A 22,671-nucleotide genomic window follows, 5' to 3' on the forward strand; every position below is an offset into this window, starting at 1 on the left:
GGGCTGAACCGAGCCTTGCCCTTGTCAGACCCAAGCCCAGCGGATTCCGCCAAACCAAGCCAAGGAGATCCTCATGCCCGCATCGAGTCGCCCGATGGTCGCGATCATTTCCGCCGGTTGCCTATCGCTGTGCTTTGCCCTGGCGCTCACCATGGGGCCGGCAGGTAGCGCGCTCGCGCAGCAGCCGAAGGCCGCCGCCAAGCAGGGCGCGCCCGCCGCACAACCAGCCGAGTCACCGCAGATCAAGCAGATCGCGCTCACCGACAAACAGATCGAGCAGCTGTTGGCGGCGCAACCCGAGATGGATGCGATCGCCGCCAAGCTGCCGGACAAGCCCGCCGCCAAGCCGGAGGCGAACATCGACGCGCAATTCGAGGAGGTCGCCAAGAAGCACGGCTTTGCCGGCTACGCCGAGTATAACGACGTCGTCGACAATATTGGCCTGGTGCTGGCCGGCTTCGATCCGCAGAGCAAGAGCTATGTCGGGGCTGAAGCGGTGCTGAAATCGCAGATCGCCGCGGTGCGGGCCGACAAGAAGATCCCCGCCAAGGAGAAAAAGGAAGTGCTCGGCGAACTTAACGCGGCGTTGAAGACGCCGGCGCCGACGATCGAGAACAAGGCCAATATCGACGTGGTCGCCAGGTCTTACGACAAGCTCACCGCGGTGCTGCAGCAGAGCGATTAGAGCTTGCGCTTCGGCTCCGGCGCGGCGGTCGCCGGGCTCGAGAGCGCCGCCGATGGTTGGACGCACGGCAGCGCGGCGAGCATCATGGCGATCATCGCCGCGCATTTGACGTGCAATACGCTTTCGGTGACGTTGACGACGAGCAGATAGACCAACAGCGCGACGCTGCCGGCAAACAGCGCGGGCGACATCGGCTCGGCCCCCGGCGGCGTCTTTCGCAGCGCCGAGCGAACCAGCACGACCAGCAGCGCCAGCATCAGCAGCGCACCCGAGAGGCCGAAATTGACCAGAAACTGCAGATAGCCGTCGTGAAACTGGTTGACGCCCTGTACGCCGGGAAACGGCGAATACAGGCTCGGCAACAGCCAGACGTCGGGTCCCCAACCGAGCAACGGACGCTGTCGGAAAAGATCGATGCCGACCGCGGCGAGTTGCAGGCGTTCCTCCGCCGTCTGCAGCGGCGGATAGCTGGAATTCACCGTGCCGACGACAAGCTGACCCATAATCCGCAACGTCTCGCCGAGCGATCCTCTCACCACGGCTCGGCCGCTGATGATCATGGCCTGGTAGGCGCCGAACAGCACCGCCGCCGCGCCGATCACCGCGCCTGCGAGCCACAGCTGCGTCGACCAATCGCGCTTCCGCCGGTACCAGGTTGGACCGGCGAGGGCGAACAGCCAGGCCGTCAAGGCCATCGCGGTCGCGACGTAGCCGCCGCGGCCGCGCAGCAGCACCAACAGATCGAACAATGCGATCAGCAGCGGAATCAGCGCGACCGCCGCCACCGCGGTGATCCGGGTTCGAACCCGTCGATCGAACAAGAAGTAGTGCACCAGAGTGATGGTGGCGATGATGCACAGCCCGCAGCACAACGTTGCCAGATTGCGGTTGAGTTCGCCAAGCGTGGCCTCGATCGCGCGCGCTTCGAGGATGGCGCCGAGCGCGTCGTTGCGCACCAACAGAACCAGCGCGCCGAACAGCACGCCGGCGAGCAGCAGCGCCACCAGCCGATCGCTCGGCACGCGCAGCTGGCGACAGGCCGCGATCAGCCCGACGGCGACCAGCGGTCCCAACGCGATCGGGATATGCTTCGACCAGGCTCGGAACTGATTTCCCGGACTGCCGGACCACGTCGCATAGCCGGCTGACAATGCCACGAACAGCATCCAGGCCAAGCCCAGCAGCAGCGGCGGCTGCAGCAACAGCCGAGGATTGCGCAGCGCCAGGATGCTGCCGGTCACCACCAAGATCCCGACCGCGACGTCGGCGATATTCATCCACCGGAACGAAAATACCCCGATCAGCGGAACGCAGGCGATGACCAGCCAAGCCGCTTGATCGGAAACCAGCTGTAATTGCCCGGCGCGATTCCATAGCTTCGTCGCAACGCTGAACACCAAAGCCCCTCTTCTGCAGCTCGCAAGCAATGCCCGCTGGAGACGACATTTTAGTAAATCGGTCGTTAAAAACCCGTCAAGTCGCTCGCCTACGCGCCAAGTCGGGCGGCGAGATGGCGCTCGGTCGCGTGGACTCCGCGAGGATCCGATGCTAGTGCAACCCACGATTTTGCTGCCCCGAGAGGTCCGATGCGGGTTACGCTAGCTGTTTTCCAGCTCGATAAGCTCGGCGGCAAGGAACGCGACAGTCTCGCCGTGGCGCGCTTTTTGGCAGCGCGTGGCCATGCGGTGACCGTGCTGACGAGCTCGGCGCCCGCCGCGCCGGAGCAGCAGGTCCAAGTTCTGGTACTGCCGATCAAGGGCGCCAGCAATCATGCGCGCACCACGTCGTTCGCCGCCGCGGTCCGCGCCCATCACGCCGCCGCGGCTGGCGATGCGCTGTTGGCGTTCGATCGGGTGCCCGGCGCGGATGTCTTCTTCGCCGCGGATCCGAGCTACACGCTGCGCTATTCCGGCCTGACCTCGTGGTTGTTGCCGCGCCGACGTGCCATGCTGGCGTTGGAGCGCGGCCTGTTCGACGTCACCGCGAAGTCACACATCTTCTTTCTCACCGCCCGGCAGCGCGACGAGTATCGCGCGGCGTACCGCTTGGATCCCGCCCGCGCGACCATCCTGCCGCTGATCCTGCACGAGGAGCGCTACGTCGCCGTCGCAGCACGCGACGACAAAGCGGAGATTCGCGCGCGGCTCGGCTTGGCGGGCGACGCCGTGGTCGCGCTGTGCATCGGGATTCCGGCCAAACGCAAGGGGTTCGACCGCGCGCTCGAAGCGCTGGCGGCGCATCCCAAGCTGCAATTGATCTTGGCGGGGTCTTCCGATCGCTGGATCGAACCGCGGGTTGCGCAACTCGGGTTGCAAGACCGGGTGCGGGTGCTGCCTTATGGCGCCGACGTGGTGGATCTGCTGTCGGCTGCCGACGTGTTCCTGCATCCGGCGCGCGAGGAAGCCGCCGGCGTCGTACTCGGCGAGGCTTTGCTCGCCGGCACGCCGGTCATCGTGTCGGGGGTCTGCGGCTACGCGCCGGAGATCGCGCGCTGCCGCGCCGGAATCGTGCTGCCCGAACCGTTTGAGACGGCGGCTTTGGTGCGCGCGATCGGCGAGGTCCTCGGGCAGCTGCCGGCGTTCCGGCAGGCCGCGGAAGCCGAATCGGCGCGGCTGCAGCAGGTCCGCGGCGATTGGCTGACCACCATTGCCGACAAGGTCGAAGCTCAGGCCCCGCGCGCCGGCTAGGCGTCCGGGCTTGCCGTCGGCCAACACGGCCCAGCGCGAAACCTTGGGCCAACGGGCTTGCATCCTGGATAGGTAGAAGTAACCTCAACAGGAACCGAGGAACCCGCGATGGCTCTCAGCATCAAAGACCCGGAAACCGAGCGGTTGGCCAGGACTCTGGCGCGGCTCACCGGCGAGAACATCACCACGGCAACCAAACGCGCCATCGAGCAGCGGCTGAGCCGGCTTGCCGGCCCGTCGCGCAAATCCGCGCTGTTGCAGGAGATGGCCGACATCCGACGGCGCTGGAGCGAATTGCCGGTCGTGGACGATCGTACGCCGGAAGAGATTCTCGGATATGACGCGCATGGATTGCCACGCTGATGGTGATCGACACGTCCGCGATCGTGGCGATTGCGCTCAATGAGGCCGATGCCTCGGACATCGAGATACGGATTGCCGATGACCCGGTTCGGCTGATCTCCGCGGCAACCGTCGTCGAAGCGACGATGGTGCTGGAGACGCGGCTGGGTGAGACGGGCGGGCGCGAGTTCGACCTTCGGCTGCTCAAGATCGGCGCGGAGATCGTCGCTGGCGACGCCGAACAGGCCGATGCGGCGCGGCGCGCCTGGCGGCGCTACGGCAAGGGGCATCACGCCGCCGCGCTGAACTACGGCGACTGCTTTTCCTACGCGCTGGCGGTGACGCGCGGCGAGCCGCTGTTGTTCAAGGGCGAGGACTTTGCACAGACCGACATCAATCGACGCAGTGCGGAGCAATAGTGGGACGTAGTTGGATATGCCTGGTTGGGTCCGTACGCCGACGATGGCGCTGGCGCAAACCGAGGCCGCGGCTTAGCCTGGGATCATGACCCCGTCAGGTTTCACGCTGTTCGACACTGCGATCGGCCGCTGCGGCGTCGTCTGGAGCGCGCAGGGCATCGTCGCGGTGCAGTTGCCGCAGCACACCGAGGAGCAGACAAGGGCGCGGATCGATCAACGCTATCCCGGGTTGAACGAGGCCGCGCCGCCGACTCAGGTGGGCCGCGCGATCGACCGCATCGTCGCGCTGCTCGCAGGCCGGTCAGTCGATCTGTCCGATATCGCGCTGGACCAGGCCGAAGTGTCGGAATTCCAGCGCCGCGTCTATGCGATCGCGCGCGCGATCCCGCCCGGCAACACCTTGAGCTATGGCGATATCGCCAAACGTCTCGGCGACGTCGCACTGTCGCGCGAGGTCGGCCAGGCGCTCGGCCGCAATCCCTGTCCGATCATCGTGCCGTGCCATCGCGTGCTGGCGGCCGGCGACAAGCCGGGCGGCTTCTCGGCCAACGGCGGCGTCGCCACCAAGCTGAAGCTGCTGTCGATCGAAGGCGCCCGCGTCAACTACACGCCGTCGCTGTTCGATTGACGAATGCGCGTTGCGTCATCCTGATGTCCGACCGAAAAAGCAGCGAGCAAAATCAGGGATTTCGTTATTGCGAGCCGAGGCCGGCGCTTAGCGCCGGCCGAAAGCGAAGCAATCCAGGGGCCTCATGCGTGGCCCTGGATTGTTTCGTCGCAGGAGCTCCTCGCAATGCCGTGTTTAATGCCTGATTTCATTGAACGCTCTTCTTTGGTCAGCTCCTGAGCAGTCCGGCGAAGTCCGAAGGACGAAGCCGGGCATCTCGCAGGATGGCTGCTGTTGCGTGGCGCGGCATCCTTCGAGGCTCGCCCAAGAGGGCGAGCGCCTCAGGATGACGGGGCAATCACGCCTCAGGATGACGGGGCAATCAAGCCTTGGGCGGCTGCGAAATCTGCACCGAGGGACGCGTCAGCATCCGTTCGTGAAACGCGTCGAGCTTGGGAAACGCCTGGCGCCAATTGCAATCCGCAAACCGCAGGTCGGCATAGCCGAGCACGCAGACGAGCGCGATCTGCGCGAGGTCGAGCGGCGCCGACAATGTTTCGTCGTGCTGCTCGAAGCGCGCCAAGCCGTTCCACACCCGAGTCCATTGATCATCGTACCAGGCCTGCCATTGCAGCGGCTGCGGCCGCACGAATTTCTCGTAGCGGCACAGCAGCATCGAATCCAGCATGCCTTGAATGAGCGAGTGATCGCTCTTCACCCGCCAGCGTTCCGGGCCGGACGCCGGGACGAGCTTTCCGCCGGCAAGTTCGTCGAGATATTCGGCGATCACATAGGAGTCGACCAGCACCTCGCCAGTCTCGAGGATCAGCGCCGGCAGCTTCTTCAGCGGGTTGACGGTGTGCACATAGTCGTCGTTCGGCTCGCCCGGCACCACCTTGGCCGGAACGAATGCGATGCCGTCGATCAGGCCGAGCTCGATCGCGACGATGCGAACCTTGCGCGCGAACGGCGAGGTGGGTGAGAACACGAGTTTCATCGAAAAGGTCCTTGGCGAAGAGAGATCTGCCGAACGGCGCTACGGCGATGGCGCGCGGCTTAACGCGCGCTGTGAAAGATGCCGAAGCTTTCGCCGCGTGTCCATCCTCTGAGTCGTCATCCTGAGGTGCGAAGCCGCGATAGCGGCGAGCCTCGAAGGATGCGGCTGCGAGGCGTTGCGGTCGCCTCACTGCCCGCGGCCATCCTTCGAGACGCCCGGCTTCGCTGCGCTCAGCCGGGCTCCTCAGGATGACGGCGGTGTTTGGTTGATCACGCTAGCGGGCAATCAGCAGCAAACGACCACGTTAGCCGCCCTGTGGATCACGCCGCGACGATCTCCTGGCGCTGTTCGCCGAGGCCTTCGATACCGAGCGTCACCACGTCGCCGACCTGCAGGAATTTCGGCGGCTTCATGCCCATGCCGACGCCGGGCGGGGTGCCGGTGGTGATGATGTCGCCGGGGTTGAGCGTCATGATTTCCGACAGATAGGAGACGATCTTCGGCACGTTGAAAATCATGGTCGCCGTCGAGCCGGTCTGGCAGCGCTCACCATTGACGTCGAGCCACATTGGCAGGCTGTGCACGTCGGCGATCTCGTCCTTGGTCACCAGCCATGGCCCCAGCGGGCCGAAGGTGTCGTGCGATTTGCCCTTGGTCCATTGCCCGAGCCGCTCCAGCTGGAAGGCGCGCTCGGAGACGTCGTTGCACACCGCGTAGCCGGCGACATAATCAAGCGCCTCGGCCTCGCTGACATATTTGGCGCGCGTGCCGATCACCACGGCGAGTTCGACCTCCCAATCGAGCTTGGTCGAGCCGCGCGGCTTTTCCACCGCGTCGTTGGGGCCGCACAGCGAGCTGTTGGCCTTGGTGAACACCACCGGCTCCGACGGGATCGCCATCCCGGCTTCAGCTGCGTGGTCGGCATAGTTCAGGCCGATGGCGATGAATTTCGGCGATCCGCCGACCGGCGCGCCGATCCGCGGCTGGCCGGAGACCATCGGCAGGCTTTCGACGTCGAGCTTCGCGAGCTTGGCCAGCGATGACGGCGCAAAGGCGTCGCCGGCGAGGTCGGGCAGATGCGCCGACAGATCCCGCAATTGGCCGGAGCCGTCGATCAGTCCGGGCTTCTCCTGGCCGAGCGTGCCAAATCGCACAAGTTTCATGATCCGTTTCCTCTCCAGATACCGCTTATCAACTTCATGACGCAGGGCCGCGGGAAATTCAACCGCGGACTAAATGCCGTCACGCCAGGCGCCGCCGCGCCCATCGCCGCGATGTTTGTGCCGGCCGCCACCTTGCCGGGCGTTGCCCCGATCCCATGTTCACTGCACCGCGATGCAGCGAAACCGGCGGTCGGCCGGCGCTGCGCCAGGGATCAACTCGCGACGGCGCGCGTTAGCCGAGCTCAAGATCCGCAACGACAGGCGAGGAGGGCCCGATGCCAGAACTATCGATTTCGACCGAACAGGTCGGCTTTCTGATCGAAAAGGCGCGCGAGTTCGATGTCAAGGAAGACAATTCCGATCCGGATTCCGGCTCCAACGGCGCCGACGACAACATGGTCGACGTGCTGGAAGACGACGGCGGCGATCCGGTGGTGCGTGAGATCACCTCCTTCATCAATGCGATGAGCGAGGACGAGCAGATCGATCTGGTGGCGTTGATGCGGCTCGGCCGCGGCGACGGCACCATCGAGGAATGGGACGATCTGCGCCGCGAGGCCGCCGACGGCCGCAACAACCGCACCGCGAGCTATCTGCTCGGCGAGCCGCTGCTCAGCGACTTTCTCGCCGAGGGACTCGATGCCTTCGGCCTGACCTGGAACGACGAGCGCACCACCCCGGTGCGTTGAGCCGCGCCACGCGCCGCGCGCCGCGCGCCGCGGCCGGGCTATTCCGCGCCGAGGAAATCCGCGGCGGCAGGCGGTGCGATCCCATCAGCAAATCCCGATTGCGCCTTCGTGGGCCTCGCCCTCGGGGGCGCTTTGCGTATAATGCCCGCACGCGCCGAAGAGCGCGGCATCACCCAACAAGAAACGGGAGCGAGACATTATGCCGGAGTTCATCAGCCTCGACGCGCTGGTCCGCCAAACCGCCGCCGAGGCGCCGCAGCGCAGCGCGGTGATCGATGGCGACCGCACGATCAACTACGCCGAATTCGACGACCTGATCGACCGCGTCGCAGCGTCCTTGCAGGCCGACGGCTTGCAGCCGCGCGACGTGATCGCGATCTGCGCGCTGAGTTCGATCGAATATGTCGTGACGTTCCTCGGTGCGCTGCGCGCCGGCGTCGCGGTGGCACCGTTGGCGCCGTCGTCCTTGCCGCGGGATTTCGCGGCGATGCTCGAGGATTCCGGCGCCAAGATCCTGTTCATGGATGCGACCACCATAGCTGCGATGGGCGACGCCGCGCAGGCGGCGCTGCAAGTGTCGTTCGATGACGCCGGCTGGGGCCGGCCGTTCAGCGCCTGGTGCGCCGCGCCCGGCAGCAAGCCCAAGCCCATCACCATCGATCCGGAGTGGATCTTCAACATCATCTATTCCTCCGGCACCACAGGAACACCCAAAGGCATCGTGCACACCCACGAGCTGCGCTGGCGGCAATACGGCCAGATCGATCCGCTCGGCTTCGGCCCCGACGCCGTGACGCTGTTGTCGACGCCGCTTTATTCCAACACCACGCTGGTGTGCTTCAACCCGACCCTGGCCGGCGGCGGCGGCCTCGTCCTGATGAAGAAATTCGACGCCCGCGGCTTCTTGGAATTGAGCGAGACGCATCGCGTCTCCTTCACCATGCTGGTGCCGGTGCAGTATCGCCGCATCATGGCGCTGCCGGATTTCGACCGCTTCGATCTGTCGTCCTACAAGATGAAGTTCTGCACCTCGGCGCCGTTCGCGGCCGAGCTCAAGGCCGACATCCTGAAGCGCTGGCCCGGCGGGCTGGTCGAATATTACGGCATGACCGAAGGCGGCGGCTCCTGCGCGCTGCTCGCGCACGAGCATCCCGACAAGCTCGCCACCGTTGGCCGGCCGATGCCCGGCCACGAAGTGCGGCTGATCGACGAGGAAGGGCGGCAGGTCGCGGTCGGGCAGATCGGCGAGATCGTCGGCCGCTCGCCGGTGATGATGCAGGGTTATCTCAACCAGCCGGGCAAGACCGCCGAGACCTTCTGGCACGACGCCGAGGGCAACCGCTTCGTGCGCACCGGCGACATCGGCCGGTTCGACGACGACGGCTTCCTCACCCTGATGGACCGCAAGAAGGACATGATCATTTCCGGCGGCTTCAACATCTATCCCAGCGACATCGAGGGCGTGCTCGCCGCGCATCCCGACGTCGTCGAGGTGGCGGTGGTCGGCATGCCGTCGGAGGAATGGGGCGAGACCCCGGTGGCGTTCGTGGTGCTGCGGGCCGACGCGTCGCTCGATGTCGCTGCGTTGAAGGCCTGGACCAACGCTCGGGTCGGCAAGACCCAGCGGCTCAACGATCTCGTCGTGGTGGAAAGCTTGCCGCGCAGCGCGATCGGCAAGGTGTTGAAGCGCGAATTGCGCGACCTGCGGCAAGCGGCGCAGTGAGGGGAGCTCCGCATGCGCTGAGGCAGCAGCGTCCGGCTGGAAATGCTGCAAATCCGATCAGGCACCTCGCTCAACACGTCATGGCCGGGCTTGTCCCGGCCATCCACGCCCACGAGCGACGCCTGGCCTGTGTCCGTAGATGGCCGGGACAAGCCCGGCCATGACGCGGAGAGGTCGCTGGTTTTCGATAGGCCGTGGGGGCTGAAGGCCCGGGTCGATTCCTGTCAGACTCAGAACGGTGACGGAGCTCTAGCCATGCCCTCAATAATGCGGCGGCGGCTCGTTGCTCGGCGCCGGCGCGTTGGCCTCGGCCTCCTGCAGCCGGTCGCCGAGCGATTTCACCTGCCGGGTCAGCGCGTCGAGCTGCTGCCACTGCGCGGTGATCGTGGCGTTCAGCGTCTCGATGGTCTCGTCCTGATAGGCGATGCGGATTTCCAGCGCGTCGATCCGTTCGCTGAGTGACGTGGTGGCAGGGCTGTGGTCAGGCATCGGAGCTCTCTGTCGTCGGTGACGTGCAGATGCTGTAGCAGCGCGGCACGGCCCGCGAAACCCGCGCGGGCGCTCGCTTTTGCGGGCGCATGATGTTTGCCGAACACCGGACTGCCTTGTCCGGATCATGCGCTCCTGCACGCGGTGCGCGCATTTGCCCTGATGCTGCAGGATATGTCATGAAGACCGCCGTCGGCCGTGCGCGCCGCCAACGAGAAGAGAGATTCAAGGAATGAGGAATTTCCAGTTCGCCGGCCGCTCCACGGTCCATGCCCGCAACGCCATGGTGGCGACCTCGCATCCGCAGGCCTCGCTGGCGGCGATCGAGACGCTGCGCGCCGGAGGCAATGCCGCGGATGCCGCGATCGCGGCCAGCGCGCTGCTCGCGGTGATCGAGCCGCAATCCACCGGCATCGGCGGCGACTGTTTCGCGCTGTATCAGCCCGGTGGGCAAGGCTCGATCGTCTCCTATAACGGCTCCGGCCGGGCGCCGCAGGCCGCGCACGCCGAATGGTTCGTCGAGCAAGGCATCAACGCCATTCCGCTGACCAGCCCGCACGCGGTGACGATTCCCGGCGCGATCGACGCCTGGGCGACGATCTTGCGCGATCACGGCCGGTTCGGGCTCGACACCCTGTTGCAGCCGGCGATCAAGGCCGCCGACGACGGCTATGTGGTGGCGCCGCGCATCGCCTTCGACTGGGCCAACGGCTTTGCCAAGCTGAAGAAGGGCGTCAACACCGCGCGCTATCTGCTGCCGCGCGGTGAGGCCGCGGTGACCGGCGACGTGATCCGGCAGCCGGAATTGGCCGAGACGCTGCGGCTGATCGCCAAGCTCGGCCCAGACGGTTTTTACAAGGGCGCGGTCGCCGAAGACATGGTGGCGACGCTGCGCGGGCTCGGCGGGCTGCATACGCTGGAAGATTTCGCGACCCACGCGACCGAGACCACCACGCCGATCAGCACCAGCTACAAGGGCCACGACGTCTGGCAGTGCCCGCCGAACGGCCCCGGCATCACCATGCTGGTGATGCTCAACGTGCTCAGCCTGTTCGATCTCAGCAAATACGCCCCGCTCAGCGTCGAGCGTTTTCATCTCGAAGCTGAAGCGGCGCGGATCGCCTATCTGATGCGCGAACAGCACATCGGCGATCCCGGCCATGTCGACGTCGACGTGATCCGGATTCTGTCGCGCGAATTCGCCGCCGAATATGGCAGCCAGATTAAGATGGACCGGCTGCTCGATCTGCCGAAGGTCTCGCCGCCGATGAATCCGTCGACGGTGTACATCACCGTGGTCGATCAGGATCGCAACGTCTGCTCGTTCATCAATTCGATCGCGCATTCGTTCGGCTCGGCGATCATCTCGGAAAAGACCGGCGTGCTGCTGCAGAACCGCGGCGCCGGCTTCCGCGTGCAGCCCGGCCATCCGAACTGCATCGCGCCCGGCAAGCGGCCGCTGCACACCATCATTCCGAGTCTGGCCACCGAAAACGGCCGCGCCAAATTGTCGTTCGGCGTGATGGGCGGACAGTATCAGCCGGTCGGCCAGGTCCACGTGCTGACCAACATGCTCGACTTCGGGCTCGACATGCAGCAGGCGATCGACCTGCCGCGCGGGCTGCATTACGAGGGCGTCTATCAGTTGGAAGACGGCGTGCCGGCCGATGTCGTCGATGGCCTGCGCAAGATCGGCCACGACATCGCCGGGCTGTCGGTGCCGCACGGCGGCGGCCAGGGCGTCTGGATCGATTGGGAGAAAGGCACGCTCACCGGCGGCTCCGATCCGCGCAAGGACGGCTGCGCGCTGGGCTATTGATCGTCGATGAAGCTGTGCCCCGGACGCGGTGCGTCGCGTCGCACTTGCGGCGAGGCGCACTGCAGATCCGGGGCCGTTACGTAACACGGCGCTCGTAACGGTCCCGGCTCGCGTCGCAGCGCAAGGCGCTGCTCCGCGTCCGGGACACGAGGCTGTAACGATCAGTAACAACTCCAGACATGCAAAGACCGGCCTTTCGGCCGGTCCTGCATCGCACTAATAGGCGATCTGACAGTCTATCAGAGCTTCTTGTTGACGAAGTCGGCGCCCTTGTCGGCGGCGTCCTTGACGGCTTCCTTGGCGTCGCCGACGGCCTTCTGGCCATGGCCCTTGGCTTCCTGCAGCGCGCCTTCGCCCTGCAGACGGTCGTTGCCGACGGCCTCGCCGACGCCCTGCTTGGCCTTGCCGATGGCTTCGTTGGCGGTGCCCTTGATCTTGTCGGTGGTGCTACCCATGAGAAATCTCCTTTGCGTTGGTTGATCTTCGCGGGGACAATGGTTGGCGCAAAGATTGGTTCCCGCGGGCTTTCGCAGCGTGCGGGGCGCAGATCGTCACATCGGCGGCATCGACGATCGTCTGGTCGGTCACAAATAATCACAGAGGAGATAAAATGGCCGCGCCCGATGAGTTCCCCGATCACGCGCACGACGCCGAGAAATGGAAACGCGATGGTGTCCGTGTGGTGCCCGGCAACCAACTTGATCCCAACGTTCCGTCGACCGCAGGGATGGATCGCAAGGCCGCGATCGATTTCGCCCGGGTCGGCGCGCAGAAGCTCTGGGCCGGCACGGTGACGATCAAGCCCGACGCCAAGACCGGCGCGCATCATCACGGCCATCTCGAAAGCGTGATCTATGTGGTGCGGGGCAAGGCGCGGATGCGCTGGGGCGAGCGGCTGCAATTCACCGCCGAAGCCGATCCCGGCGACTTCATCTTCATTCCGCCTTACGTGCCGCACCAGGAAATCAACGCGCTCTCCGACCAGGTGTTGGAATGCGTGCGGGTGCGCAGCGACGGCGAAGCCATCGCGATCAACCTCGACATCGAACCGGTGGAGCGACCCGAGACGGTGTTGTGGGTGGATCCGATCCACCGCGATCCCTCCGATCCCGCCGCGTAGCGGCGCCGGCAGGCGTTTCGTGGCATTTTAGCCAAAGCGTTTTTGGCTTGTTAACGGTCCGCCGGCTTGCTTAGCTCGGGGTCCGGCGATGAAGGTGTTATGCCGGGGCCTTAGGGACTCTGCTGGCCGCCAAATTAACGAAACGGCAGTGGCGCCCGGCCACAACATCGGGGGCGCAGACCGAAGGTCCGTTGCGATGTTTGGTGACGCCCGCGTGACGTCGATCTCCCCGCGCGGCCGTCGCTCGATCCGTGCTCGCAAGCCGCCGCGGCACGGAGCAGGTAGCGCAACGATCAGGTTGCCGGCGGTCGAGAGAGCACAGGCGTGATGGCCGGATTCGGCAAGACACTGACGGTGGACTGGTCGCGCCGCAACCGCTGGCTTGCGTCGATCGGCCGTTCGCTGATCAGCGCCGGCGACGAAGCCACGGTGCTCGATGAGCCCAGCGAGCATGAAATGCGCCGGATCCGCGCGGCGCAGATCGACGGCGTCACGCGGCTCACACCGCTCACCATGACCATCAACGTCGCCAATGCGGCGCTGGTCGTGCTGGTGTTCTGGAATGCCGCCTCCAACCTCTTTCTCGCCGGCTGGATGATGCTGATCGCGATCCTCGCGGCGTGGGCGATGGCCTCGTGGCTTCGCGTGCGGAGCCGACCGCGCACCGAAGCGTCGCCGCGCGGAATCTCGCGCCTGGTGTTGCACGCGTTCCTGCTGGGGTCGGCGTGGGGTGCCGTCCCGCTGGCGCTGTTTCCGATCGTGCGGCCGGAATATCAACTGATCATCGCCTGCCTGGTTGCCGGCATGACCTCCGCTGGCGCGTTCTGCCTGTCGACCGTGCCGCGGGCCGGCCTGGCCTATACCTGGATCATGGTGCTGGCGTCGGCGGTGGCGCTGTTTCGCTGCGAGGGTGAAGGCTACACCATCACCGCGGTGTTCCTGCTGCTCTACGGCATCGTCCTGTCGCGCAACCTGGTGGCGCACGGCCATCTGTTCATGGAGAACCTGCGCGCCAAGCTGCAGCTCGAGCACCAGACCGAAATCATCTCGCTGCTGTTGAAGGATTATCAGGACAACGCCAGCGATTGGCTGTGGCAGACCGCCGCCGACGGCCGGCTGGTGGACATCCCGGAGCGCTTCGTCGAAGCCGCGCAGTTGCCGTTGTCGCAGCTGCGCGGAGCGACGCTGGCCGACGTGTTGGAATTGCTGTGTCCTTGCGAGCGGGCCACCGTCGACGGCATCATCGCGCTGATGCAGCAACGCGAGGCGGTCAACGACGCGGTGGTGCACATCATGGCGGGCGGACAACCGCGGATGTGGTCGGTGAGCGCCAAGCCGACCTTCGACCACAACGGAAAATTCGCCGGCTACCGCGGCGTCGGCCGCGACGTCACCGAACGCTGGCGGGCGGAGCGCGCCGAGGCGGAGAACCGCGCCAAGTCGGAATTCCTGGCGATCATGAGCCATGAGATCCGCACCCCGATGAACGGCGTGCTCGGGCTCGCCAATATGCTGCTGGAGACCGACCTCGACCCCGAACAGCATCATGCGGTGGAGACGATCCGGGAGTCCGGCGACAATCTGCAGCGCATCCTCAACGACATCCTCGATCTGTCCAAGCTCGAGGCCGGCCGCTTTCAGTTCGAGACGGTGGATTTCTCGCCCGCGGCGTTGGTCGAGGCGGTGTGCTCGGTGGTCCGCTCCAGCGCCAAGGCCAAGGGCCTGGAGATCGAACGGGCGATCGATCCAGGGCTGCCCAAGGGGCTCAACGGCGACATGGCGCGGATCCGCCAGGTGCTGCTGAATCTCGCCTCCAACGCCGTCAAATTCACCGACCGCGGTCGGGTCACCATCATGGCCAATTGCGTCTCGCAGGCCGATGGCCGCGCGGTGGTGGAATGGCGGGTCGCCGATACCGGGATCGGCATCGCGACCGACCGCGTCGGGCAACTGTTCAGCGATTTCGCCCAGGCCGACGTCTCGATCAACCGCCGCTTCGGCGGCACCGGGCTAGGGCTCGCGATCAGCCGGCGCATCGTCGAGCAGATGGGCGGCGCGATCGACGTCAGTTCGGAGCAGGGCAGCGGCAGCACGTTTCGCTTCAGCCTGAACCTGCCGATCAGCGATGTCGTGGTGGCGGACCCGCGGCTCGACCGCGTCGGCGCCGACGACCTGCGGCTGCGCATTGCGATGCTCGGACGACCGTTGCGCATCCTGATCGCCGAGGACGACAAGACCAACCAGCTGGTGGTCAGCAAGATGCTGCAGGAATTTGCCGCCGATATCAGGATCGTGCCCGATGGCGTCGATGCGGTGCAGGCGGTGGCGGAAGCCGATTACGATCTGGTGCTGATGGACGTGCGGATGCCGCGGATGGACGGCCTCGCCGCGACCCGCGCGATTCGCGCCCAGGGCGGCGCCGCTGCCGCGCTGCCGATCATCGCGCTGACCGCCAACGCCTTCGCCGAGGATGTCGAGCATTGTCGCGAGGCCGGCATGACCGACTTCATCGCCAAGCCGTTGCGCAAGTCGGTGCTGGTCGCCGCGGTGCTGCGGGCGATCCGCGGCGGCGCCAAGCCGATGAGCGCGCTGCAGGCCGACCCTGCGGCGGCCGGGCTCGATCCGCCGATGCCGCCGGAAGCCGCGTTGGCGCAATTGATCGTTGAACTCGGCCACGACCAGGTGCTGACCATGACCGAGATGTTCATCAGCGAGACCGAGCGGCGGCTAGAGCTGATCCGGCGGTTCGTCGAGGGCGGCGATCGCGGGGAAATCGGCCTCGAAGCGCATTCGCTGAAGAGCGGCGCCAAGTTTCTCGGCTTCGAGGACATTGCCAACATCGCGCGCACCATCGAGCGGCGCGCCGAGCAGATGTCCGCCAGGGCGCTGCACGAACTCGGGCGGCAACTCGACGTGGCGCTGCAGGAGGCCAAGCGTGAGTTGCAGGACGGCGGCGCGCTGCGACGGGCGCCGTCCAGCACGCAGCAGCCCCCGCCGATCTCTCCGGCCGCCTGAGCCGGGCGAGCTGAGACAGACGATCCGGAGCGCTTCGGGCAAATTGCCGCCCAGAGATCTGCGCCGGGAGCATTCCGCGGCGCGATAAAATGACTACTGACGAATATTGACATTCGTCACAATTCACATCAGGTTTCCATCGCTGTTGGCTTGAGGAATTGTGATGTCTTGGAATGTGCCCACCCGTGGTCTGCTGCCGCCGCTGGCCGCGGTCGGTCTGGCGCTGGCTCTCAGCGGCTGCGGCCAGAAAGAGGCTGCGAAGGCGCCGCCGCCCCGCCCGGTGCTGGTGGCCAGTGTGCACTACGCCGCGGAGGCGCCGGAGCGCAGCTTCGTCGGCACCATCCGGCCGCGGATCGAGGCCGATATCGGCTTCCGGGTCGCCGGCAAGATCGCCAAACGGCTGGTCGAGGTCGGTCAGAGCGTCGAGGTCGGCCAACCCTTGGCGCAGCTCGACGAGGTGGATCTCAAGCTGCAGGCCGAGCAGGCCGAAGCCGAGCGCCGCGCCGCCACCGGCGTGCTGGCGCAGGCCGCCGCCGCCGAGAACCGCGCCAAGGAGCTGCGCGCCAAGGGCTGGGCCACCGACGCCCAGCTCGATCAGGCCAAGGCCAGCGCCGACGAGGCCCGCGCCCGGCTCAATCGCGCCGAGCGCTCGGTCGAACTCACCAACAACAGCCTGTCCTACGCTACGCTCGTTGCCGACACCCGCGGCGTGGTCACCGCGACGCTGATCGATGCCGGCCAGGTGGTGGCGGCCGGCCAGACCGCGATCCGAGTGGCGCGTTTCGCCGAGAAGGAAGCCGTGGTGGCGATTCCGGAGACGCTGATCGGTCGGGCCAAGGACGGCACCGCCACGGTGACGCTGTGGTCGGACCCGAACCGGAAATACGCCGCGAAATTGCGCGAGATCGCGCCCAACGCCGATGCGGCGACCCGTACTTACCTGGCGAAATTCTCGCTGCCCGAAGCCGGCGACGAGGTCGCGCTCGGGATGACCGCGACGCTGACGCTGGCCGATCCGAACACGCAACGGGTGGCGCGGCTGCCGCTGTCGGCGCTGTTCAACCAGGGCACCCAGCCGTCGTTCTACGTGGTCGATGATGCGGGCCAAGTCACGTTGCAGCCGGTGGCGGTCAAGGCCTACGAGACCACCGACGTGCTGATCAGCGGCGGCGTCGCCGAGGGCGCCAAGGTGGTGGTGCTTGGGGTGCAGAAACTCGATCCGGCCGAGAAGGTCCGGGTCGTTTCGGCGCTGACGTTTTGAGCGGGGACGGCGCGATGCATCGTTTCAACCTGTCGGCCTGGGCGGTCGGCCATCCGGCGCTGATCCTGTTCATGATCGTCGCGCTCGGCGTCGGCGGCCTGTTCTCCTATCAGCGGCTGGGCCGCGCCGAAGACCCGTCCTTCACCATCAAGGTGGTGATCGTCTCGGCGATCTGGCCCGGCGCGACCGCCAAGGAAATGCAGGATCAGGTCGCCGATCCGATCGAGAAGAAGCTGCAGGAATTGCCGTATTTCGACAAGGTGCAGACCTATTCGAAGCCCGGCTTCACCGCGATGAACATCTCGTTCCGCGACAACACCCCGCCGAAGGACGTGCCCGAGCTGTTCTATCAGGTGCGCAAGAAGATCGACGACATCCGCGGCGACCTGCCGTCCGGCCTGATCGGTCCGAGCGTCAACGACGAATATGGCGACGTCGACTCCGTCCTTTACATGATGACCGGCGACGGCGCCGACTACGCGCAGCTGAAGAAGGTCGCCGAAGGCATGCGGCAGCATCTGTTGAAAGTGCCGGGCGTCACCAAGGTCAACATCTACGGCACCCAGGACGAGCGGATCTACGTCGAATTCTCCCATGCCAAGCTGGCGACGCTGGGGGTGACGCCGCAGGCGCTGTTCGATTCGCTGGCCAAGCAGAACGCGGTGGTGCCGGCTGGCACCGTGGAAACCTCGGCGCAGCGGGTGCCGCTGCGCGTCAGCGGCGCGCTCGACGGCGCCAAGGCGGTGGCCGAAACCCCGGTGGAAAGCAACGGCCGGGTGTTTCGTCTCGGCGACATCGCCAGCGTCAGCCACGGCTATGTCGATCCCACCGACTACATGGTGCGGCAGAAGGGCAAGCCGGCGCTCGGCATCGGCGTGGTGATGGCGAAGGGCGTCAACATCATCGACCTCGGCGCCGACGTCGCCAAGGCCACCGCCGAATTCATGACCGCGGTGCCGCAGGGCATCGACATCGAACAGATCGCCGACCAGCCGCAAGTCGTCGACCACGCGGTCGGCGAATTCGTGCGCTCCTTCATCGAGGCGCTGGTGATCGTGTTGTTCGTCAGCTTCCTGGCGCTCGGCTGGCGCACCGGCATCGTGGTGGCGCTCTCGGTGCCGCTGGTCTTGACCATCGTCTTCATCGTGATGAACGCGATGTCGATCGACCTGCACCGCGTCACGCTCGGCGCGCTGATCATCGCGCTCGGGCTATTGGTCGACGACGCCATCATCGCGGTGGAGATGATGGTGGTGAAGATGGAGCAGGGCTGGGAGCGCGCCAAGGCGGCATCGTTCGCCTGGGAGTCCACGGCGTTTCCGATGCTGACCGGCACGCTGGTCACCGCGGCGGGCTTCCTGCCGATCGGCTTCGCCAATTCCTCCGTGGGCGAATATACCGGCGGCATCTTCTGGGTGGTGGCGATCGCGCTGGTGGCGTCGTGGTTCGTGGCCGTGATCTTCACGCCGTATATCGGCGTCCGGCTGTTGCCGGATTTTTCCAAGCGGCCGCATCACGATCCGGAGGCGGTGTACGAGACCCGGTTCTACCGGCTGTTTCGTCGCGTCATCCAGTGGTGCATCCGCTGGCGCGCCACCGTGGTGCTGGCGACGGTCGGGGCCTTCGCGCTGTCGATCGCAGGCTTCGGCCTGATCCAGCAGCAGTTCTTTCCGACCTCGGAGCGGCCGGAACTGTTTCTGCAGCTGCGGCTGCCGCAAGGCACCGCCTTCGCCGTCACCATGGACAGCGTCAAGCAAGCCGAGACTTTGCTGAAAGACGATTCCGACATCGCCACCTACACCGCCTATGTGGGCAAGGGGCCGCCGCGGTTCTGGATGGGTCTCAGCCCGGAGCTGCCGAACGAATCCTACGCCGAGATCGTCATCGTCACCAAGGACGTGGCGGCGCGCGAGCGGGTCAAGGCGCGGCTCGAAGCCGCCGCCCTGGCCGGGCAGTTGTCCGAAGCCCGGGTGCGGGTCGATCAGTTCAATTTCGGCCCGCCGGTCGGCTTCCCGGTGCAGTTCCGGGTGATCGGACCTGATACCAGGAAGGTGCGCGAGATCGCCTATCAGGTCCGCGACGTGGTGCGCGGCAATGCCGACGTGCTCGATCCGCATCTCGATTGGAACGAGCAGACGCCGTATCTGAAGCTCGCGGTCGACCAGGACCGCGCCCGCGCGCTCGGGCTGACGCCGCAGGACGTCTCGCAGGCGCTCGCCATGCTGATCTCCGGCGCCAACGTCACCACGGTGCGCGACGGCGTCGAGAAGGTCGGCGTGGTGGCGCGTGCGGTGGCCTCCGAGCGGCTCGATCTCGGCCGCGTCAGCGATCTCACCGTGACCTCGCGGGGCGGCGTCGCGGTGCCGCTGTCGCAGATCGCCAAGATCGAATACGCCCATGAGGAGCCGATCCTGTGGCGGCGCAATCGCGACATGGCGATCACGGTGCGCGGCGACGTCGCGCCCGGCAAGCAGGCGCCCGACGTCACCAACGCGATCTGGCCGAAGCTGCAGGGCATCCGCGACAGCCTGCAGCCGGCCTACCGGATCGAGATCGGCGGCGCGATCGAGGAATCCGCCAAGGGCAATTCTTCGATCTTCATGCTGTTTCCGCTGATGGTGATCATCATGCTGGCGCTGCTGATGATCCAGCTGCAGAGCTTCTCGCGGCTGCTGCTGGTGTTTCTCACCGCCCCGCTCGGCATCATCGGCGCATCATTGGGGCTCAACGTCGCCCGCCAGCCGTTCGGCTTCGTCGCTCTGCTCGGGCTGATCGCGCTCGCCGGCATGATCATGCGCAACGCGGTGATCCTGGTCGACCAGATCGAGACCGATGTCAGCCATGGCCTGACGAGGCGCGCCGCGATCGTCGAGGCCACCATTCGGCGCGCGCGGCCAGTGGTGTTGACCGCGCTGGCGGCGATCCTGGCGATGGTCCCGCTGACCCGCTCGGCATTCTGGGGGCCGATGGCGGTCACCATCATGGGCGGGCTGTTCGTCGCCACCTTCCTGACGCTGCTGTATCTGCCGGGACTCTACGCGCTCTGGTTCCGCAACAGCCTGGACGAAGCCGGTCCTGGCGATCAGGCCGATCTCGCGCCGCAGCATGAGACTGAAAAGCGTTCGCCGATCCCCCTTGCCGCCGCCGCGGAATAATAGAACATTGGGTGACATATGACCCTGGCCGCCGAGCACCTTGAAGTCGACATGCGCGAACGCGTCCTCGTGGTCGCAGAACGGCTGTTTCGCGAGATCGGCTATCAGAAGACCACCGTCGCCGACATCGCCAAGGTGATGCGGATGTCGCCGGCCAACGTCTATCGCTTCTTCGATTCCAAGAAGGCGATTCACGAAGGCGTGGCGCGGCGGCTGATGGGCGAGGTCGAGGCGGCGGCGGACGCCATCGTGCGACGCGCCGCGCCCGCGGCGCAGCGGTTGCGCGACCTACTGACGACGATCCACCGCATGAACGCCGAACGCTATGTCGGCGACGCCAAGCTGCACGAGATGGTCGCGATCGCCATGGAACAGAGCTGGGATGTCTGCGTGGCGCATTTCGAGCGGATCACCGGCATGATCGCGGAGGTGATCGCCGAGGGGAAGGCCGCCGGCGAATTCAATGCGCCGGATGTGCCGCTGGCGGCGACATGTACCTGTACCGCCATGATCCATTTCTTTCACCCGCAGCTGATCGCCCATGTCGACGACAAGCCGGGTCCGACCATCGATCAGATGATCGATTTCGTGCTCGCCGCGCTCGCGCCGCACCGCGCTTCCACCCCGGCTTCCTCCCCCGCCAACCAGAGATGATCGCGTGACCGATGTAATCGACGTGCACTATTACGAGCCGGTGAACGGCCATGGCCTCAAGCATGATCCGTTCAACGCCATCGTCGGCCCGCGGCCGATCGGCTGGATCTCGTCGCGCGACGCCGACGGCCACGTCAATCTCGCGCCCTACAGCTTCTTCAACGCCTTCAATTATCGCCCGCCGCTGATCGGCTTTTCCAGCACCACCTGGAAGGACACCGTCGCCAACATCCAGGCCACCGGCGAATTCGTCTGGAATCTCGCCACCAAGGATCTGGCGCAGGCGATGAACCAGACCTCGGCGACGCTGCCGCACGAAGTCAACGAGTTCACCGTCGCCGGGCTGACCGAGCTGCCCAGCAGACTGGTCAAGCCGCCGCGGGTCGGCGAAAGCCCGGTGTCGTTCGAATGCAAGCTGTCGCAACTGATCCAGCTGCAGGGCGCCGATGGCCACAAGGCCGAGGCCTGGCTGACGATCGGCGAAGTCGTCGCCGTGCACATCGACAGGCGGCTGATCAAGGACGGCGTCTACCAGACCGCAGAGGCGCATCCGATCCTGCGCGCCGGCCGCATGGGCGACTATCTCGAGGTGACGCCGGAGGCAATGTTCGAGATGCCGCGCCCTGCATGAGCGGCTGATTCGTTAGACGCTCAGCCAACTCTCAGACTTGTGCCCCGGACGCAGCGCAACGCGCCGCGAAAGCGGCGTGGTGCGCTGCAGAGCCGGGGCCGTTACGGAACGCGGCATCTGGAACGGTCCCGGTTCTGCGGAACAGCGCGAAATGCGCTGCTCCTTGCCCGGGACACAGTTGCTGGGCGTCTCTCGTTAGACTGTCGCGCGCCGCGGCGGCATAGCCGGCGCAGCAGTCCGGATTTTTCATCGCTGCGTTGCGACAACGCCGCGATCTCGTGCGTTGACCCGTTCGGCGAACACCAGCACCATGGGTTGTTTTCGGCGAGGTGATACGTGGCGGGACTGACCCATCGGCAATCCGAAATTCTCAATATCGCGCGCTCGTTCGGGCGGGTGATGGTCGACGACCTGACCCGGCGGTTCGAGGTGTCGGCGCAGACCATCCGCAAGGACCTCAACGACCTCTGCGACCGCCGCTCGCTGACCCGCATCCACGGCGGCGCGATCATCGCCTCCGGGGTCGAGAACCTGGCCTATGAGGCGCGGCGCTTCGTCGCCGCCGAGGAGAAGAAGGCGATCGGCGCCGCCGCAGCAGCGCAGATCCCCAACGGCTGTTCGCTGTTCATCAATATCGGCACCACCACCGAGGAGGTCGCCAGCGCGCTCACCTCGCATGAAGACCTGCTGGTGATCACCAACAACCTCAACGTCGCGATGCAGCTGTATCGCCATCCGCGGATCGAGGTGATCGTCGCCGGCGGCACGGTGCGGCGCGCCGACGGCGCGGTGATCGGATCGGCGGCGATCAGCCTGATCGGCCAGTTCAAGGTCGACTACGCGATCATCGGCGCCTCGGCGATCGACGAGGAGGGCGCGCTGCTCGACTTCGACTACCGCGAGGTGCAGGCGGCGCAGGCGATCGTCGCCAACGCCCGCAGCGTCATGCTGGTCGCCGACTCCACCAAATTGCGGCGCAGCGCCCCGGTGCGGATCGCCCATCTCAGCCAGATTCAAACCTTCGTCACCGACCTGGCGCTGCCGGATTCGTTGCAAAGCATCTGCGACGCCAAGGGAATTCACGTCATCACCGCGCTGCCGAAGCGCCCCGTCGAGAGCGAGGAGGCGGTGCCGGAGCTGCCGATGCTGCGGCAGGATTAGGCATCTGCCCGGGCTGCAAGCCACCATGAGGGGCTTGCTTTCGTTTTACGTTGT

Annotated in this window: 20 protein-coding genes; 15 read left to right on the forward strand and 5 right to left on the reverse strand. The window is 65.9% G+C overall.

Annotated features, from left to right (window positions below; genetic code table 11):
- The first annotated feature begins 73 nt into the window (after positions 1–73).
- The gene (locus RPC_RS06745; RefSeq protein ID WP_011471807.1) at positions 74–685 is read left to right on the forward strand and encodes a hypothetical protein; all 612 of its coding nucleotides are present in this window, start codon (positions 74–76) and stop codon (positions 683–685) included.
- Here the strand turns inward: RPC_RS06745 and RPC_RS06750 are convergent.
- Positions 682–1,962 (reverse strand): O-antigen ligase family protein, encoded by a 1,281-nt coding sequence (locus RPC_RS06750; RefSeq protein WP_157043147.1) that lies wholly within the window; start codon positions 1,960–1,962, stop codon positions 682–684. The two genes, RPC_RS06745 and RPC_RS06750, sit on opposite strands and share 4 nt — an antisense overlap.
- 309 nt (positions 1,963–2,271) lie before the next feature.
- Between RPC_RS06750 and RPC_RS06755 the strand changes: the two genes are divergently transcribed.
- The 4 genes from RPC_RS06755 to RPC_RS06770 all read left to right on the forward strand — a co-directional run bounded on the left by RPC_RS06755 (position 2,272) and on the right by RPC_RS06770 (position 4,761).
- Positions 2,272–3,372, forward strand: a complete 1,101-nt coding sequence (locus RPC_RS06755) for a glycosyltransferase family 4 protein (protein ID WP_011471809.1) — start codon at positions 2,272–2,274, stop codon at positions 3,370–3,372.
- A gap of 108 nt (positions 3,373–3,480) precedes the next feature.
- Positions 3,481–3,735: a type II toxin-antitoxin system VapB family antitoxin gene (locus RPC_RS06760; protein ID WP_011471810.1), complete on the forward strand. Its 255-nt coding sequence runs from the start codon at positions 3,481–3,483 to the stop codon at positions 3,733–3,735.
- The gene (locus tag RPC_RS06765) at positions 3,735–4,133 is read left to right on the forward strand and encodes a type II toxin-antitoxin system VapC family toxin (protein WP_011471811.1); all 399 of its coding nucleotides are present in this window, start codon (positions 3,735–3,737) and stop codon (positions 4,131–4,133) included. The genes RPC_RS06760 and RPC_RS06765 overlap by 1 nt, the downstream gene beginning before the upstream one ends.
- 85 nt (positions 4,134–4,218) lie before the next feature.
- Positions 4,219–4,761, forward strand: a complete 543-nt coding sequence (locus RPC_RS06770) for a methylated-DNA--[protein]-cysteine S-methyltransferase (RefSeq protein WP_011471812.1) — start codon at positions 4,219–4,221, stop codon at positions 4,759–4,761.
- Positions 4,762–5,122: 361 nt separating this feature from the next.
- Here the strand turns inward: RPC_RS06770 and RPC_RS06775 are convergent, their stop codons facing one another.
- Positions 5,123–5,737, reverse strand: a complete 615-nt coding sequence (locus RPC_RS06775) for a glutathione S-transferase (RefSeq protein ID WP_011471813.1) — start codon at positions 5,735–5,737, stop codon at positions 5,123–5,125.
- A 320-nt stretch (positions 5,738–6,057) separates the two neighbouring features.
- The gene (locus tag RPC_RS06780; RefSeq protein ID WP_011471814.1) at positions 6,058–6,900 is read right to left on the reverse strand and encodes a fumarylacetoacetate hydrolase family protein; all 843 of its coding nucleotides are present in this window, start codon (positions 6,898–6,900) and stop codon (positions 6,058–6,060) included.
- A 275-nt stretch (positions 6,901–7,175) separates the two neighbouring features.
- Here RPC_RS06780 and RPC_RS06785 point away from each other — a divergent pair, with 275 nt between their 5' ends.
- Positions 7,176–7,589: a DUF3775 domain-containing protein gene (locus RPC_RS06785; RefSeq protein ID WP_011471816.1), complete on the forward strand. Its 414-nt coding sequence runs from the start codon at positions 7,176–7,178 to the stop codon at positions 7,587–7,589.
- Positions 7,590–7,788: 199 nt separating this feature from the next.
- The gene (locus RPC_RS06790) at positions 7,789–9,312 is read left to right on the forward strand and encodes a class I adenylate-forming enzyme family protein (protein WP_011471817.1); all 1,524 of its coding nucleotides are present in this window, start codon (positions 7,789–7,791) and stop codon (positions 9,310–9,312) included.
- 261 nt (positions 9,313–9,573) lie between these two features.
- Here the strand turns inward: RPC_RS06790 and RPC_RS06795 are convergent, their stop codons facing one another.
- A complete protein-coding gene (locus RPC_RS06795; RefSeq protein WP_011471818.1) occupies positions 9,574–9,801 on the reverse strand; it encodes a SlyX family protein in 228 nt (75 codons plus the stop codon).
- Positions 9,802–10,033: 232 nt separating this feature from the next.
- On the opposite strand from RPC_RS06795, the gene ggt reads away from it, so the two are divergent.
- Positions 10,034–11,620 (forward strand): gamma-glutamyltransferase, encoded by a 1,587-nt coding sequence (gene ggt / locus RPC_RS06800; protein ID WP_011471819.1) that lies wholly within the window; start codon positions 10,034–10,036, stop codon positions 11,618–11,620.
- Between the two features lie 239 nt (positions 11,621–11,859).
- Here the strand turns inward: ggt and RPC_RS06805 are convergent, their stop codons facing one another.
- Positions 11,860–12,075 carry a CsbD family protein gene (locus RPC_RS06805; protein ID WP_011471820.1) on the reverse strand — a complete coding sequence of 72 codons (216 nt, stop codon included), beginning with the start codon at positions 12,073–12,075 and terminating at the stop codon, positions 11,860–11,862.
- A gap of 155 nt (positions 12,076–12,230) precedes the next feature.
- Between RPC_RS06805 and RPC_RS06810 the strand changes: the two genes are divergently transcribed.
- The 7 genes from RPC_RS06810 to RPC_RS06840 all read left to right on the forward strand — a co-directional run bounded on the left by RPC_RS06810 (position 12,231) and on the right by RPC_RS06840 (position 22,617).
- Positions 12,231–12,740: a cupin domain-containing protein gene (locus tag RPC_RS06810; RefSeq protein WP_011471821.1), complete on the forward strand. Its 510-nt coding sequence runs from the start codon at positions 12,231–12,233 to the stop codon at positions 12,738–12,740.
- Positions 12,741–13,067: 327 nt separating this feature from the next.
- Positions 13,068–15,755 carry a hybrid sensor histidine kinase/response regulator gene (locus tag RPC_RS06815; RefSeq protein ID WP_011471822.1) on the forward strand — a complete coding sequence of 896 codons (2,688 nt, stop codon included), beginning with the start codon at positions 13,068–13,070 and terminating at the stop codon, positions 15,753–15,755.
- 163 nt (positions 15,756–15,918) lie between these two features.
- Positions 15,919–17,016, forward strand: coding sequence for an efflux RND transporter periplasmic adaptor subunit (locus tag RPC_RS06820; protein ID WP_011471823.1), 1,098 nt, complete (start codon positions 15,919–15,921; stop codon positions 17,014–17,016).
- Positions 17,017–17,030: 14 nt separating this feature from the next.
- The gene (locus RPC_RS06825) at positions 17,031–20,171 is read left to right on the forward strand and encodes an efflux RND transporter permease subunit (protein WP_011471824.1); all 3,141 of its coding nucleotides are present in this window, start codon (positions 17,031–17,033) and stop codon (positions 20,169–20,171) included.
- A gap of 18 nt (positions 20,172–20,189) precedes the next feature.
- Positions 20,190–20,825: a TetR/AcrR family transcriptional regulator gene (locus tag RPC_RS06830; protein WP_011471825.1), complete on the forward strand. Its 636-nt coding sequence runs from the start codon at positions 20,190–20,192 to the stop codon at positions 20,823–20,825.
- Positions 20,826–20,829: 4 nt separating this feature from the next.
- On the forward strand, positions 20,830–21,456 hold the full coding sequence (locus RPC_RS06835) for a flavin reductase family protein (RefSeq protein ID WP_011471826.1): 627 nt from the start codon (positions 20,830–20,832) through the stop codon (positions 21,454–21,456).
- Positions 21,457–21,792: 336 nt separating this feature from the next.
- Entirely contained in the window at positions 21,793–22,617 is an 825-nt protein-coding gene (locus tag RPC_RS06840; protein ID WP_011471827.1) for a DeoR/GlpR family DNA-binding transcription regulator, read from the forward strand.
- Positions 22,618–22,671 lie beyond the last annotated feature (54 nt).

The sequence above is a fragment of the Rhodopseudomonas palustris BisB18 genome (assembly GCF_000013745.1).
Lineage (GTDB): Bacteria > Pseudomonadota > Alphaproteobacteria > Rhizobiales > Xanthobacteraceae > Rhodopseudomonas_A > Rhodopseudomonas_A palustris_F.

Excerpts from the sequence above, each read along its gene's own strand:
- RPC_RS06745 (WP_011471807.1), top strand. The coding sequence starts at position 74 with ATGCCCGCATCGAGTCGCCCGATGGTCGCGATCATTTCCGCCGGTTGC.
- RPC_RS06750 (WP_157043147.1), bottom strand. The coding sequence starts at position 1,962 with ATGAATATCGCCGACGTCGCGGTCGGGATCTTGGTGGTGACCGGCAGC.
- RPC_RS06755 (WP_011471809.1), top strand. The coding sequence starts at position 2,272 with ATGCGGGTTACGCTAGCTGTTTTCCAGCTCGATAAGCTCGGCGGCAAG.
- RPC_RS06760 (WP_011471810.1), top strand. The coding sequence starts at position 3,481 with ATGGCTCTCAGCATCAAAGACCCGGAAACCGAGCGGTTGGCCAGGACT.
- RPC_RS06765 (WP_011471811.1), top strand. The coding sequence starts at position 3,735 with ATGGTGATCGACACGTCCGCGATCGTGGCGATTGCGCTCAATGAGGCC.
- RPC_RS06770 (WP_011471812.1), top strand. The coding sequence starts at position 4,219 with ATGACCCCGTCAGGTTTCACGCTGTTCGACACTGCGATCGGCCGCTGC.
- RPC_RS06775 (WP_011471813.1), bottom strand. The coding sequence starts at position 5,737 with ATGAAACTCGTGTTCTCACCCACCTCGCCGTTCGCGCGCAAGGTTCGC.
- RPC_RS06780 (WP_011471814.1), bottom strand. The coding sequence starts at position 6,900 with ATGAAACTTGTGCGATTTGGCACGCTCGGCCAGGAGAAGCCCGGACTG.
- RPC_RS06785 (WP_011471816.1), top strand. The coding sequence starts at position 7,176 with ATGCCAGAACTATCGATTTCGACCGAACAGGTCGGCTTTCTGATCGAA.
- RPC_RS06790 (WP_011471817.1), top strand. The coding sequence starts at position 7,789 with ATGCCGGAGTTCATCAGCCTCGACGCGCTGGTCCGCCAAACCGCCGCC.
- RPC_RS06795 (WP_011471818.1), bottom strand. The coding sequence starts at position 9,801 with ATGCCTGACCACAGCCCTGCCACCACGTCACTCAGCGAACGGATCGAC.
- ggt (WP_011471819.1), top strand. The coding sequence starts at position 10,034 with ATGAGGAATTTCCAGTTCGCCGGCCGCTCCACGGTCCATGCCCGCAAC.
- RPC_RS06805 (WP_011471820.1), bottom strand. The coding sequence starts at position 12,075 with ATGGGTAGCACCACCGACAAGATCAAGGGCACCGCCAACGAAGCCATC.
- RPC_RS06810 (WP_011471821.1), top strand. The coding sequence starts at position 12,231 with ATGGCCGCGCCCGATGAGTTCCCCGATCACGCGCACGACGCCGAGAAA.
- RPC_RS06815 (WP_011471822.1), top strand. The coding sequence starts at position 13,068 with ATGGCCGGATTCGGCAAGACACTGACGGTGGACTGGTCGCGCCGCAAC.
- RPC_RS06820 (WP_011471823.1), top strand. The coding sequence starts at position 15,919 with ATGTCTTGGAATGTGCCCACCCGTGGTCTGCTGCCGCCGCTGGCCGCG.
- RPC_RS06825 (WP_011471824.1), top strand. The coding sequence starts at position 17,031 with ATGCATCGTTTCAACCTGTCGGCCTGGGCGGTCGGCCATCCGGCGCTG.
- RPC_RS06830 (WP_011471825.1), top strand. The coding sequence starts at position 20,190 with ATGACCCTGGCCGCCGAGCACCTTGAAGTCGACATGCGCGAACGCGTC.